The 14,626-nt window shown below is 45.8% G+C and carries 10 protein-coding genes; 4 read left to right on the forward strand and 6 right to left on the reverse strand.

Annotation, left to right across the window (positions count from 1 at the left end; all coding sequences use genetic code 11):
• Positions 1 to 75: 75 nt before the first annotated feature.
• On the forward strand, positions 76 to 1,560 hold the full coding sequence (locus AC1DUA_RS05515) for an oligosaccharide flippase family protein (protein ID WP_477498765.1): 1,485 nt from the start codon (positions 76 to 78) through the stop codon (positions 1,558 to 1,560).
• Positions 1,561 to 1,694: 134 nt separating this feature from the next.
• Here AC1DUA_RS05515 and AC1DUA_RS05520 read toward each other — a convergent pair whose 3' ends face one another.
• Together AC1DUA_RS05520 and AC1DUA_RS05525 are read right to left on the reverse strand one after the other, a co-directional pair.
• Positions 1,695 to 4,244, reverse strand: a complete 2,550-nt coding sequence (locus tag AC1DUA_RS05520) for an asparaginase domain-containing protein (protein ID WP_477498766.1) — start codon at positions 4,242 to 4,244, stop codon at positions 1,695 to 1,697.
• Between the two features lie 21 nt (positions 4,245 to 4,265).
• Positions 4,266 to 5,435 (reverse strand): asparaginase, encoded by a 1,170-nt coding sequence (locus AC1DUA_RS05525; RefSeq protein ID WP_477498767.1) that lies wholly within the window; start codon positions 5,433 to 5,435, stop codon positions 4,266 to 4,268.
• 737 nt (positions 5,436 to 6,172) lie between these two features.
• Here AC1DUA_RS05525 and AC1DUA_RS05530 point away from each other — a divergent pair.
• The 3 genes from AC1DUA_RS05530 to AC1DUA_RS05540 all read left to right on the forward strand — a co-directional run bounded on the left by AC1DUA_RS05530 (position 6,173) and on the right by AC1DUA_RS05540 (position 10,890).
• Positions 6,173 to 8,383 carry an amidase family protein gene (locus AC1DUA_RS05530; protein ID WP_477498768.1) on the forward strand — a complete coding sequence of 737 codons (2,211 nt, stop codon included), beginning with the start codon at positions 6,173 to 6,175 and terminating at the stop codon, positions 8,381 to 8,383.
• A gap of 31 nt (positions 8,384 to 8,414) precedes the next feature.
• Positions 8,415 to 10,070 carry an S-layer homology domain-containing protein gene (locus AC1DUA_RS05535; protein WP_477498769.1) on the forward strand — a complete coding sequence of 552 codons (1,656 nt, stop codon included), beginning with the start codon at positions 8,415 to 8,417 and terminating at the stop codon, positions 10,068 to 10,070.
• A gap of 136 nt (positions 10,071 to 10,206) precedes the next feature.
• The gene (locus AC1DUA_RS05540) at positions 10,207 to 10,890 is read left to right on the forward strand and encodes an MBL fold metallo-hydrolase (RefSeq protein WP_477498770.1); all 684 of its coding nucleotides are present in this window, start codon (positions 10,207 to 10,209) and stop codon (positions 10,888 to 10,890) included.
• An 82-nt stretch (positions 10,891 to 10,972) separates the two neighbouring features.
• Here AC1DUA_RS05540 and AC1DUA_RS05545 read toward each other — a convergent pair whose 3' ends face one another.
• The 4 genes from AC1DUA_RS05545 to AC1DUA_RS05560 all read right to left on the reverse strand — a co-directional run.
• Positions 10,973 to 11,797, reverse strand: coding sequence for a carbohydrate ABC transporter permease (locus AC1DUA_RS05545; protein WP_477498771.1), 825 nt, complete (start codon positions 11,795 to 11,797; stop codon positions 10,973 to 10,975).
• Between the two features lie 15 nt (positions 11,798 to 11,812).
• Positions 11,813 to 12,742, reverse strand: coding sequence for a carbohydrate ABC transporter permease (locus tag AC1DUA_RS05550; RefSeq protein WP_477498772.1), 930 nt, complete (start codon positions 12,740 to 12,742; stop codon positions 11,813 to 11,815).
• Positions 12,743 to 12,764: 22 nt separating this feature from the next.
• Positions 12,765 to 14,069, reverse strand: coding sequence for an ABC transporter substrate-binding protein (locus AC1DUA_RS05555; protein WP_477498773.1), 1,305 nt, complete (start codon positions 14,067 to 14,069; stop codon positions 12,765 to 12,767).
• A gap of 34 nt (positions 14,070 to 14,103) precedes the next feature.
• Positions 14,104 to 14,626 (reverse strand): serine hydrolase domain-containing protein (locus AC1DUA_RS05560; protein WP_477498774.1); only part of this gene is annotated, 523 nt, incomplete at its 5' end.

Raw genomic sequence — 14,626 nt, forward strand, 5'->3', positions numbered from 1 at the left:
GTCATACACCGAGGTGTTTGATACGCTTTGATTATCTTAACGTTAAACCTAAACCACGGAAAAGGGGACGCCCCCATGCGAACACAGCGTTTCACATTAACTGATACACAACGTTTTCTACTTCGAAATGTATCTATCATCGGTCTCGGACTTTTCATCAATCAAATGCTGCAAACCGTGGGCAGCATCGTACTCGCCCGGGAGCTGGGCGATCCCGATCGATTCGGCGAGGTCAACCTCTTGCTGCAAATCTTCGGTATGATAACGCTATTTCTCAATTTCGGCTTCAACTCTTCCTTAATCTATACGTTTTCGCGCAAACCTTTGGAAGCGGTTCAAACGAACTTCCGTGTCGCCTTGACAGGAAGCGTCCTTTTTAGCCTTATTATCGGTTTACTGCTCTTTGCATTAGCTCCGCTTTTGGCAAACTACTACCATTTGCCAGAACTACGAGGCGCTTTACTGCTGAGCTCGATCATGTTTATTTTCAACTCCGTTCTAAACATAGGTGTCGCTTCCTTCTCTGGCAATCGTGATTTCGGGACGCAAGCTTTCTTTATGGTTATTACGACGACACTGTCCACGCTCGGCATGGTACTTGGCGTGCTTTTGCCGCGTGGGAGTATGAATTTACTGGAAAGCATTTCACTCTGGATGGGCATAGGGGCATTCCTGACTGCCTTTATTATTTGCATCAAAGTTGAACGTGTGCATAAACCGCAATGGCTGGGTCCTCTCCCGATTCAGGAGATCAAAAACATGCTAGCGTACGGCTTGCCAACCTGGGCCGGCAATATTGCGAAGGCTTTCCAGCAGCCTTTTCTCGTCATGATGGTAGGTTCAAGCTCCGTATTGGCCGTAGGTTATTTAGCAAACGGGTTCCGCATTACCGGCTTTATCGGCATCATCACATGGGCGTTCATGATTGTCACACTTCCCTTTGTAGCAGAGCAAGCTCAGGATGTTGAAGAAAGCAAACGGCGCGGTACGAGTTGTATCCGTTACAACAACATCTTGCTATATCCGTTAACCGCAATCATTTGTTTATATCCAAGCCAAATCAATGGATTTTTATTTGGTTCGGATTACTCAACTGGTGATTCCGCTACATACATCCGCCTAATGGCGTTAGGTGTCCTCTTCTCTTCCGTCGGCCGTCTAGGCGGCAGTATTATGGCAGGTATTGGCAGGACGAAATCCACCTTCTGGGTGATGATCGTCGCCGGGATTTTCGTTGTTATTTTYGTCCCTATGGTTGCCGCCAGCAACCCTGTGCTTGCAGTTTGGATCTATACCGGGGGCTGGGCCGTATCGGCCCTAACGATGATCGGATTTTATTATTATGAAAAGTTTGCGCTTAACTGGTGGAAAGCTTACGGCGAGCCGTTGCTGCCAACGATTGCTATGCTGGCAATTATGGAGGCAGGCCGATTTGCAAAAAGCTGGTTCCCTCTCTTCATTTGCGTGGGACTTCTCGCTCTCCTCGGTTTCACGATATGGATCGAGAGGAATCGTAAACCTAGGTCAAAAGCAACGAAGCGCGCAGTTGTTGTGGAGTAACCAACCCCCACATCGTCCGCCGACCTAGCGAGAACACCACTAAGACTTCACTCAAGGGAACYGGAGTTCACTATTTGAAGGAAAACGAATTATTTCCTCTCTGAGCGGAACTGTAAGGTCTTATTTCGCCTCCATCACCCGTTTTTCGGGTGAAATCGGCATATTAGCGAACCGTAGTTCCTCTTCCAAGTGGAAAGTGTGCCTTTCCAGTGAAATAGCGAACTGTAGTTCCCTAAGCGAATACTTTCCACCTTGCCTTTCGCCCATGTCGGGATGTCTTCATCATCAGCAAAGCCAGTTGTCGCCTGCGATGCTGGCTTTGTACCCAAAGCTGCAGAAATCATGGACACCATTTCCACACGGGAAATTAAGCCGGCCGGCCGGAAAGTCTGATCGTCGTAGCCTTGAATAATTCCCAAATCCACCGCTTGAGCCACAGCAGTTTCAGCCCATGCAGGGATCTGCTGCTTGTCTGCGAATTCAAGCGCTTTACCCTTTTTGTCTACCTTCAGCGCGTTCATCAGCATGACTGTAAACTCAGCTCTCGTAACGGAATTGTCAGGTTTGAACGTTCCATCTGCATAACCACTGACGATCAACTGCGTCACAGCTTGCTTGATGTCCAGCTCCGCCCAATGTCCAGCCGTATCCGAGAAGGAAATTTCCGTACTTTCTGGATTCTTAGGTTTATCCACGGCAAATACTGCAAACTTCGTAAAGTGTTCTACTTCCACCGTTATTTTGTTATCCACTACAGTACCGCCAATTTCAATCCATAACTTCTTAGTTTCATCGTAATAAAAAACAGATGGCTGCTGACTTTCAGCTAACTTGGCAGGATCGAACAAGAGTGATATACTAACCGGCTTGCCGAAGTTCTGCGTAAAGTTTTTCAAAATCTCAAAAACAGAACTAAGCAACTTGCTACTATCGCTAACTAATCCACTCACATTTTGCAATGCCTCTGCTGTTAGATGGAGCTCTTGACTCGTCGCCCCCTCAGGTATGGTAATCCAAATGGCATCCTTCCAGCTTACACTACGTGTACTGCCCACCGGAACCGTTACATCTAATTTGTCAGGTATGGTTGTCGAACCGGAGCCCGAGTTTGCTGAACCTGTTGACTCGGACGAGTCCCTTGGCGAGTTGGTCTGAATCGTTTTGCTAAGCCCAACACTCTCATTGCCCGCAGCATCTATCGCCGTGACACTAAACGAATAGGTGGTACCTGCCGTAAGAGAACTGAGATTAAACGAATAAACATTTCCTGTAACCGAGGAATAGACCACGTTAGAAACGGATGCGTATACGCCATTAGTAACCGATGCATAGACATTTCCGACCACCGTACCGCTTCCAGTATCATAAATACGGTATTGCTTCACGCCAATATTGTCTGACGCTTCCGGCCAACTTAAAGTCAGGCTATTCTGTCCAACATTCGTCGCTTGTAGCGCGCTGCCTTCCGGCCATACAGGAGCCTCAATATCAGGCGCTTGTGTCTTAAGTTGAATGGCCTGAGTTCCGACAGTTCCAAACCAATTCTTGATTGTATTAAAATCATTGGAAAAGGCCAATGACAACAGAAGCATGATTCTGGCATGCTGCGGATTCAAGCTGTCTCCACCGATAATACCGTTGCCACCGCTTGGGTACATGGTGCCCGAGCCCGTCCTTGTCGTTGTGACGAAAATAACACCTTGTTTGATGGCATTACTACGCGCCGTGCTCATTTTGGACGAAATTCCTCCTGCGCCCGTGCCAGCCGTCACAATTCCCTTCGCACCTTCCCCCACAAATCCTTTAATAGCACCAGCAGAACTGTCCTGGTAGCCATAAACGATTTCAACTGCTGGAAGTTTATCTTTAGTAATTTTCTTCAGATCGAAAGGAGTTGCCCAATCGGCCCGTCCTGCTTTGAACCGTTTCGCAGTGGTGCGATAGATACGTATGTTGGTCTCATCAATATAACCAAGTGCACCTAGAATCGGCGTTTCAAATGTATCCATACGCTGTGCGTTGGTCTTGGTTACATCCCTTGCCGCTTGAATGATGTCATTCAGCATGACGACTGTGCCGAATGATTTCGTTTTACCGCTGCCTGCAAGTTTAATTGCATTATACAAATTCGCAGGACCATCTGTTCCGATGACATCCCAAGGTCTCATGGCGCCAGTGACAACAACCGGCTTTTCACTTCTTACGGTGAGGTCAAGAAAATAAGCGATTTCCTCCATGGTATCCGTCCCAGTGGTAACAACTACGCCGTCATAGACTTCCAAAGCTTGATCCACGGCAAGTGAGAGGTCGTACAAATCACCCATCGAATAGCTGCCTGATCCTTTATTTCCGAATTGATAACTGTTCACATTGGCAATTTTGTTTTTATTCGGCAGTTGGTTTACAAGGTCAGACATCAGGTACGTTCCTGCTTGATAGGTTTGAAAACTCGTTGCATCCCTTGCTTTCCCCGCCAACGTCCCACCGGTTGCGATTACAACAACGTTAGGCAGCCCAGGGTCCCTGTTGTCGGATAGTGGAGGAATCGGAAAAGCTGTTCCCGAAGCTTCCGCCGCACCTGCTTTCAACGGATGGATAAACAGAACAGACAGCAGGAGTACCAGAGACAAGAAATAGAGCGGGATCAGGCTTCTTTTGAGATTCGGATGATACATATCATTCATTAAACCTTACCTCCCGCTGAATTATGATGCCTCTTCCACATCTTGCGTACCATAAGTGCCAAACCAACCTTTAATCACGTTAAAATCGCTTGAAAAAGCCATAGAAAGTAGAAGCATAATTCGAGCATGCTGTGCATTCAAGCTATCCCCGGCGATGATGCCGTTACTTGAGCTTGGATACATAGTACCTGAACCTGTCCGTGTCGTTGTGACGAAAATAACACCTTGTTTGATGGCATTGCTGCGCGCTGCGCTCATCTTCGAGGAAATGCCGCCCGCACCTGTTCCCGCCGTCACAATACCTTTGAYGCCATCGGCTACGAGACCGTTAATTGCGCCGCCTCCAGCATCTTGATAAGCAAATGCAATCTCTACTGCCGGGAGCTTGTCCTTTGTAATACTTTTCAAGTCAAATGGAGTTGCCCAATCAGCTTCACCCGCTTTAAGTGCTCTAGCAGTAGCACGATAGATACTTATATTCGTTTCATCGATATAACCAAGCGCACCAAGAATTGGCGTTTCAAATGTATCCATGCGGTGAGCGTTCGTTTTGGTCACTTCTCTTGCTGCCTGAATGGTGTCATTCAGCATAAGAACGGTACCAAACGATTTCGTTTTTCCACTGCCTGCAAGCTTAATGGCGTTGTACAGGTTCGCAGGACCGTCAGTTCCGATGACATCCCAAGGTCTCATGGCTCCTGTGACGACAACCGGCTTTTCACTTCTAACCGTGAGGTCAAGAAAATACGCAATTTCTTCCATCGTGTCCGTCCCGGAGGTAACAACCACGCCATCATAGATTTCCAACGCTTGATCCACAGCAAGTGATAGATCGTATAAGTCACCCATCGAATAGCTGCCTGATCCTTTGTTTCCAAATTGATAGGTGTTCACATTAGCAATTTTATCTTTATTCGGCAATTGGTTTACCAAGTCAGACATTAGATACGTTCCTGCTTGATAGGTTTGAAAGCTTGTTGCATCCGTTGCTTTACCTGCAAGCGTTCCACCTGTTGCAATTACGACAACGTTAGGCAGTTGGGGATTTCTGGTGTCGGATAGCGGAGGAATCGCCGCAGCCGCACTCGCAGAGGTCGGATTCATAAATACCAACATCATACTAAAGAGAGCCAAGACAAGAACCGGGATGAGGATCTTTTTGCTGAGTTTGCTTTCATGAATAAATGTCACGTAAGAAAACCTCCATGTTAGGTATTTTTGAATTTAAACGCTTAAACTCATCCCAATCTTATTTAATGTCATATTATTTATCAAATACATAACATATTAATAAAAACGTTTACATAATAATTTTTCTCTATTTATCTCGATTTATCAATAGATTATCTATGTTTTTAACATCTAGATTACATAGGTAAATTTGGAATTAAAGAGTCTTTTCACATATATATTACATACATAAATATCACAAACATGACATAAAAACGAATATCACGAATACACCCAGAAGGCATCACATCACTTGCAACTCCAACGCCACTAGCAATTACATTAAAATGAGCCCAACGACGAAATTACACATTTAGACATATGTCATAAAAGTTAACTTAAATAACCAAAAATGACCTCTGGATTTACAATTCTAAAAAATTTAGAATACATGCATGCGCTTTCATGGTAAAATCTACCTTGTTCATTAACAAACGATGTAATAGAATGATCACAATAAGTGAAAATTAATTAAACGAGGTGATATTATCTAACATAAAATTCACTTTATTATTCACCTTAACTTATTAGTCCTAGGTTAATTTCGTCGTTTCTATGAATCTCGCAACCGAACTACTCACGATCTGTCCACTAGACGAAAAGGTTAACATCTTAATTCGTTTAGAAATGTACTCACTCGATTCACTTAGAATTGTCCTTTGTTTGATAAATTCGTACTTGTTATTGGAGGCGTCTTCATGAAATCATTATTGTCCAGAAGCTCTGTTTCGAAGGTACTTTCCACGGCCCTTATTGCCGCTATGCTGCCTATAGGAGCCATTAGCGCTGCCGCAGAAACCTCTATTACTAGCGTCAATTCAACAATCAGTTCACCTACTGTATCAGAGAATGTCTATCAAACACCTCCCAATGTTGTCGTGTTGCCACCAGGTTCGGAATCAGTCCTCGTGACAGGTCCATCGACTACAATTAACGGATCGCTATTTGATGTTGATGTAGCGTTAACCGGCGTTACCGGTAAAGTGACCGCTCAGAAGTTTATCATCGAGTTTAACGCCGCTCGAGTTGATTTCATCGATGTACAAGCTGTAGATAGTTCCACAAGTATAGTCGGACAGTATGCAGAACTCGGTAAAGCAACCGTCGTCGCTGCCAGTATTAGCGATTCGGCCGTTAATAATAAACCACTCATTCGCCTTAAATTCAAGGCAAAAGCAAATGGCGGCATACAGGATATTAAAGTGAGCGCAGAACTCGGCCTTGCCGATAACGGCGTGATTCAAGCAACTCATTTTGGCAGCCTCAGCCTGCAAACAACACAGGTTACCGGTGACTTAAACGGCAATGGCGCACTCGATATCGGGGATTTGGCTATACTCGCCCCTTTTTACGGCATAACATCCACTCATACATCATGGTCTACAGTCGCTCTTGCCGATTTCAACCAGAATGGATCGATCGACCTGACCGATCTAGGTATATTAGGCAAAAAGGTGCTATATGATACCAAGCAGTTCGAGCTAATGGAAGCATCGGTAATGGATATTCAAAATGCGATGAATGCCGGCAAACTAACTTCCGTCGGGCTTGTCACGAAATATTTGGCACGTATCGATAAATATGATCAAAAAGGTCCTGAAATTAAGGCAATTCTCTCGGTTAATCCGAAGGCCCTCGAAGAAGCAGCAGCACTAGACAAGGAGCGCAGCGAGAAAGGTGCCAGAGGACCGCTGCACGGGATCCCCGTCATCGTTAAGGACAACTTCAATACAATAGGAATGCCCACGACAGCCGGATGTATATGCCTTAAAGCAAACAACACCTCGACTGATGCGTTTATGATCAAGAAATTGAAGAATGCGGGCGCGATCATCCTCGCGAAATCTAACCTCCATGAATTCGCCTTCGGAACGACAACGCTCAGCTCGCTTGGTGGGCAGACCAAAAATCCGTATGATCTGACTACGAATCCCGGCGGATCAAGCGGTGGTACCGGTGCCGCTCTTGCAGCAAACTTCGGTGTAATCGGCCTCGGAACAGATACAGGCGGCTCTATCAGGATTCCGTCCTCACGTAACGCACTTGTAGGTATTCGCCCAACAATTGGATTAACGAGCCGTGAAGGTATTATTCCTCTCGCTCATTCTCAGGACGTTGGCGGGCCGATGGCACGATCCGTAGCTGACGCTGCGATTGCGCTTGATGCCGTAAGTGGATATGACCCGAACGACCTGGTTACCGCCTTGTCATCGGGTAATATTCCGAAGAGCTACACCGATTATTTGGACAAAGACGGTCTAAAGGGAGCAAGAATCGGAGTCATACGTTCACTATCAACCGGCAACGACGCAGCTTTCACTGCGGCAACCGACAAGATGAAAGAACTCGGAGCAACCGTCATCGAAGTAACAATCCCGAACCAATCCAAAATACTCGGCTATGCCAGCTTGAGCGGCACTGAATTCAAGTTTGATTTGAACGATTATCTGGCTTCACTCGGCGCAAATGCCCCTTACAAGACGCTGACGGAAATTATTGCTTCCAACGATATTTTACAGAATCAAAAAAGTTCGATGATTCAGCGCGATAACGTAACGACATTGGAAACGTTGACTTATTATAAAGATCTTTGGGAGCGTACGAAACTCACACAACAATCGCTAACTCAAGTATTAGGCGAAAATTCGTTAGATGCTGTCCTCTATGCAACAACTTCAGGCAATGCGAATCGGTTGAGTGCATACTCCGGTTTTCCAGCCATCAGCTTCCCAGCAGGTTACAACAACCAAGTGCCGTTCGGACTTGAACTCCTGGGTAGAGAGTACGATGAAGGAACCTTGATTAAACTGGCGTATTCCTTCGAACAAGCGACCCACCTTCGTACGATGCCTGCCTCCACCCCCGCCCTAACAGCCGAGGAGGAATCCAAGCTCGTATTAACACCGTAAGCAATTTTCAATGAAAGGTCGGGACCTAGATATGGCACGTATGCTGCTTGGGTTTTCTTTATCTATATGTTTAGCTGTAGGGCTTTGGCTTCCGCAGGTTGCGGCAACAGTCGTCGATCCTGTGTTTACCGTAACAACTTCAACAGATTCCTTGTTGCAAAATCAATCGTTTCAAGTTGACATCAAAGGAGATTCCTTAGATGACCTTTTTGCCTATGAGCTCAACCTGTATTATGACGAGTCAAGGCTCCAGTTGGATACGACACAAAAATTTACTGACCTGAACGGTTTCGCACTCCCAATAAAGATTGTGCAAGACGGCGGTACACACGCACAACTCGTCTATACGAAGACAGGATCATTAACGGGGCTGAGCGGATCGGTCATGCTCGGCAGATTGACCTTCAAGACAGTAGGTTCTGGCACCGCCGAGCTAGCACTAAAAAAGGTTAAGATGAGCACAAGCTCACTTAAGGAAGAGAAAACTCTGATGCCGGATGTTAAGGCGTCCGTTATGGTAGAAACTAGAGAAAGACCAACAATCGGCAGCTTTCCTACAGCTCCAGCACCCGCAGAACCAAATGTTGTTTCCGTGAAACCGGAGCAACTTCAGACCAGCGGAGTCGAGAACATTGTCATCTCTTTACCTACTGATGCTCAGCAGATGAATTTGCCTCCCAATACCGCTGAATTGTTAGGTGAAAAGAAGCTTGAAATTCAATCAGAGAAGATCAAACTGGAGATTCCGGCTAAATTATTCACACAGCTGATCAGTTTGGTCAGTGAGCAGGAACGCTCCGACAGTAAAATCACACTAGCCATCAAACCGCTTACCGAATCGGCAATTGGCGACGGAGTGTTGAATCAAGCGAAGAATCAACTAGGCGCGAATGTGAAGTTAGGCAGCTCCATCTACGACATCAAGTTGTATGTTACGACCAAAGCCAGTCAAACCTTGAGTCTCACGAGTTTCGAACAGCCTATCCAGATTCGATTCAAGCTTGATCCTGCTGTAAATCCTAGTCTTAGCAGCGTATACTTCATCTCCGATAATGGCGGACTGGAGCGCGTAGGAGGAACTTACGCAAGCAGTGAGTTAACTGCTGACATCTCCCATTTCAGTAATTACGCCGTTCTAGAAGTAACTAAATCTTTCGCAGATGTTCCACAATCCCACTGGGCAGCGGGCGCCATCCAAGAACTGGCCTCCAAACTTGTTATTAGCGGCACAAGCGAACAAACCTTTGAACCCGAAAGCAAGATAACACGCGCACAATTCACGGCACTTCTTGCAAGGGCACTGAAATTGAAGGCGGCCAATTTAACCACCTCATTCCAGGATGTACAGTCATCCGATTGGTTCGCTTCTGAGGTTGCAGCTGCAGTGCAAGCCGGTATCGTGAACGGCAGGGAAATTGACACGTTTGAGCCGAACGCCCTGGTCTCTCGCGAGGAAATGGCGGCCATATTAATGCGATCTTACAGGCTTCTGCACAGTCAAACCGCTTCAGCAGCTGCACCGTCTTTCTCAGACGAAGCAGCCATCGGAGAATGGGCGTTAACTGATGTTAAAGCAGCAGCAGCTCTAAGCTTGATACAAGGCCGATCCGAGGGTCAATTCGAACCTCAAGGCTTAGCAACGCGAGCAGAAGCAGCGCAGGTATTGTACCGTTTGTTAGCGAAATAAACAAAACGAACAGGCGGGGACACCTTGTCCCCACCCCCTCGCCAACTCCCTTTTATCCCTATACGCAGAACTTGTTTTTCTACGACAATAAAGGAATAATAAGAGAGTAACTAATCTTAATTAGGCGGTGTTCGAATTGGTTCAATTGGGCTCAGGCATTACAACCATTCAGCTAAGCGCAGCAAACAGCAGCAACCCCTTCATCCCAACCATCCTATGGGACGATCAAGACGTCATTCTCATCGATACCGGCATTCCAGGCCAACTGGAGCTGATTCGTGCCGCGTTTCAGGAATTGTCGATTCCTTTCGAGAAGTTGACCAAAATTATCATAACTCACCAGGACATGGATCATATCGGCAACCTGCCGGCGCTGGTGCAAACCCTGGGAGACCAGGTTCAAGTACTGGCCCACGAAACGGCTGTGCCTTATCTAACTGGAGAAATCCCGCTCGTTAAGAGCAAAAAGCTCGCCCCATCTGTCAAGGTCGACGTCGCGTTGCAGGATGGCGATATCCTACCGTTTGCTGGCGGTATTCGAGTCATCTATTCACCAGGTCACACGCCGGATCATACCTCTTATTATCATATCCCGAGCAAAACCCTGATCGCAGGCGATGCTCTAACGGCGAAGGATGGCGTTCTGCAATCCTATAACCCAACCTACACATCGGATCAGGAAACAGCACTAACCTCCATCGCTAAGTTCCAAGAGCTGGAGCTTGAAGCGATCATCGCCTTCCACGGTGGTGTTTGCACCGATAATCTGCAGGAGCGTCTGCAGGAAATCGTAACTACCGGACCGGTAGCAAGCAGCTAATTAACGCAACAACCAAAAGAACCTCCATGTCCACGACTTTCGTGGATGTGGAGGTTCTTTAGTTGTTTTGCTTATAACTGAATTACTTCACCGCTCCTGCCGTCATGCCTTCCATAAACTGCTTGGAAGCCAAGAAGAAGATAATCATCATCGGTACAGAAGCCAAGGTTAGTCCTGCGAATAACATACTTAAGTCTGTCGAGTACTGCCCGAACAAGGAAAGCATACCAACTGGAATTGTCTTCCTCGTATCTTCTTGTATGAAAATAAGCGGGAAAAAGAAATCATTCCATGCCATGATAAAATTCATAATCATTACAGTTCCTATCGCTGGGCGTATTAACGGCAGTAGCACATGCCACATGACGCCGAAATCAGAGGCACCATCGATACGCGCTGCTTCTTCCAACTCTTTCGGGAGCGTTCTGAAGAAGCCCGTTAAGATTAGAATTGCAAGTGGCATTCCGATCGCCGTATACACACTAACCAGTGACCAAATACTGTTTAACATGGCGAGTTTCTTCATTAAAAGAAACAAAGGTACGATCCCGAGCTTTATGGGTATCATCATGCCCAAGAGAAAGAAAAAGAATAAGGCTCCATTCCAGCGGAATGGATATCTGGCAATATAGAAGGAAGCCATAACACCAAATAGCAAAATAAGAACCACGGATACAACACTCACTACAAGGCTGTTCCAAAAATAAGTGAAAAATGGTATTTGATGCACTAATTTACTATAGGCTGCAAACGATATGGAAGTTGGCAGTGACATCGGATTTTTCAAAATCTGGATATTCGTTTTCAACGAGGAGGTCAGCATCAGAAAAATTGGATACAAACTGACCAGTGCCCCCAAGTACGCCATAGCGTATTGAAGCCCCCGAACTGTACGGTTGGTTTTCATGGTCTGCCTCCTGTCTTAATGCTGAGCCGATTGGTTCCTGGTGAAGTACAGGAACAAAGCGGAAATCGTTGCAATAATGAAAAATAGAACAACAGCCAATGCGGAGCCAAGACCAAGCGCAACCGAATCTCCTCCAGACGAGCCGCCAAATGCAATTCGATAAAAGAATACAGCCAACGTGTCTGTTGAGTTATAAGGCTCACCTTGCGAGCCTTCCATCGCATAGATCAACTCGAAGGCTTCGAAAGCATGAATAAACGTAAAAACAGTAATAATGATCAACGACTGACTCATCATAGGCAGGATGATCGAGCGGATTAACCGAAAACCTTTGACACCATCCAACCTGGCAGCCTCAATAACTTCTGTAGAAATCGCATGTAAACCAGCAAGGAAGATTAGCATCGAGAAACCAACGCCAAACCAACTATTGACGATTGTAATCGAGGTTAATGCCGTAGCCGGGTCTCCTAGCCAAGGCTTGGCCCATGAAACAAGGCCTATCTTTTTGAGCATAACATTCACGACGCCATTATTCGGATTGAGCATGAGCTTCCACAAGAAACCCACCACGATGACAGACAACAGCCTCGGCAAGAAATAGGCCATTTTCAAGAAATTAGAGCCTTTAACTTTACTATACACAAGATAAGCAAGTACGAATGCGAGAACATTCTGAACAGCCATCTCTACGGCAAAATAATAAAGATTATGGCCGAATGCATTCCAAAATAGATGATTGAACGGCTCTTTCGTAAACAAACTCACAAAATTACCTAAACCAATGAATTCTCCACGAACGAGACCCTTCCAATCAAAAAAGCTGTAACCAAATGCGGAAAGAATCGGGTAAATAACGAACATTATGTACACTGCGAGGGCAGGGACCGGGAACAGATGAACTGCTCCCTTTTTCCACCCGGACGTTTTGACCAAGTTATTCATGTCCCCCACACCTTTTCTTTACTTATTTCTTCGGTTTAAACCATGTATCTGCACTCTTTTGAACTTCCTCTGTCACTTGCTCCGGTGTCAATTTGTTCAAATACATACCTTGGATTGAGTTTTCTAATGTCGCTTTTGTCGTCGGGTTACCTGCATTAAAATAAACAACTGCAGCGTAAGGCGTGGAGATCGAATCCGCATTTTTGGCGATTTTAGCGACCAACGGATCATTTGCAGCTACACCAGGAATCGTGCTTGGTTTTTGCAATTCATTCACAGCAAGCGCCCCAAATTCTTTCGTCGTCAAAAATTCCATGAATTTCAACGCTTCCTGTTTATGAGCGGATTTGGCATTGACAGAAAATGATCCATCTACCCAAGTGGTTACCGTTGGCTTGCCATCTGCCTTCATTGGCGGAACTGGGAATACATCCATTTGTAGATCAGGATTCGTTTTCTTCATAACGGCATACTCCCAATCTCCCATAACCATCATAGCTGCTTGCTCCGTAACGAACATATTCCTCATATCGTCCATGCCGATTCCTACATAATTATCCGGGAAATAAGGTGCCAAATCTTTCAGCATTTTAATGGAAGCCGCATACTCCGGACTTTTGAAATTCGCAGCCCCGCCAAGTATTTTCTTCATAAAATCAGTCCCATAAACAGACGGCCCAAGCGTCCCTTCTGTCAACGAAAGAATCCATCCTTCTTTGGAACCAAACGCGAAAGGCGTTACTTTATTTTTCTTCAATGTATCCGCTGTTTTAAGGAGTTCATCCCATGTCTTAGGTTCTTGAAGATTGTATTTCTGAAAGATTTTCTTGTTATAAAACACTTGCGTTGAGCTGAAAACCGTTGGAACACCGTATACTTTACCGTCGGATCCTGTAGCAGCGAGCAATGTGTCTTTCGAGAAAACATCCATTCCTTTAACATTAGTTAATGGCTCCAAATAACCTGCATCTGCCAAAGCTGCACCTGCGGCATAAGGACGTAGATGAATAATATCAGGACCATTGCCACTTTGCAGACCTGTATTCAGAGCTGTGTTATACTCTGTATTCTTGGTTGGTTTAAACTCGATATCAATATTCGGATTTTTCTTTTTGAACTCAGCAATGATTTTTGTGTAAGCTTCTGTATCTTCTGTACGCCAGCTACCCATTGTCAGCTTTACTTTATCCTGTGGTGCTGCTGTTGTTGGTGCAGCACTTGCTGTACCAGAGGTTGCACTTGGTGTTGCGGTGTTACTGCTGCATGCTACAAGCATGGAGGATGCTGCGACCATCGTTAGAACTGCCCCACTGAATAAACGTTTCATAAAAAAAGCCTCCCTTTAATTTTCATATCTATGTTTAACCTCCAGAACAACAAGAGGACCAAACCGCTTCATGCAAAATTGGACGCAATTCTCGAATCTTGTTATTTCTCCCAAGATGAACGGCATTCGTCAGGAATACCACGCTTATCCCTTGCTCGGGCTCTATCCATAAGCTCGTTCCAGTGAAGCCTGTATGACCGAAACTACGCGTAGGCCAACTCACACCGCAGCTTGGCACAAAAGCCGGATCATGGCTAACTTCCCAGCCTAATCCGCGACCTCGAACCGGATGCCTTGTAGCTTCGTGCATTAGCCATGGTGGTAGGATGTCACGACTTTCCGGCGTTAGCCACCATCTCGCATAACGCGTCAGATYATCCGCCGTAGCGAACAACCCCGCACTTCCGGACACTCCGCCAAGCTGGAAACTCTTCTCATCGTGAACTTTCCCTATAATGAAAGATCCATTTACAAATTCCGTAGCAGCTACTCGTTCCATCAGTTTAGCTTCCGGATTATAAACGGTATCACACATCCCAAGTGGATCAAATACATAC

The organism is Paenibacillus sp. 01T422, assembly GCF_056398785.1.

Excerpts from the sequence above, each read along its gene's own strand:
- AC1DUA_RS05520 (WP_477498766.1), bottom strand. The coding sequence starts at position 4,244 with ATGAATGATATGTATCATCCGAATCTCAAAAGAAGCCTGATCCCGCTC.
- AC1DUA_RS05530 (WP_477498768.1), top strand. The coding sequence starts at position 6,173 with ATGAAATCATTATTGTCCAGAAGCTCTGTTTCGAAGGTACTTTCCACG.
- AC1DUA_RS05535 (WP_477498769.1), top strand. The coding sequence starts at position 8,415 with ATGGCACGTATGCTGCTTGGGTTTTCTTTATCTATATGTTTAGCTGTA.
- AC1DUA_RS05545 (WP_477498771.1), bottom strand. The coding sequence starts at position 11,797 with ATGAAAACCAACCGTACAGTTCGGGGGCTTCAATACGCTATGGCGTAC.
- AC1DUA_RS05550 (WP_477498772.1), bottom strand. The coding sequence starts at position 12,742 with ATGAATAACTTGGTCAAAACGTCCGGGTGGAAAAAGGGAGCAGTTCAT.
- AC1DUA_RS05555 (WP_477498773.1), bottom strand. The coding sequence starts at position 14,069 with ATGAAACGTTTATTCAGTGGGGCAGTTCTAACGATGGTCGCAGCATCC.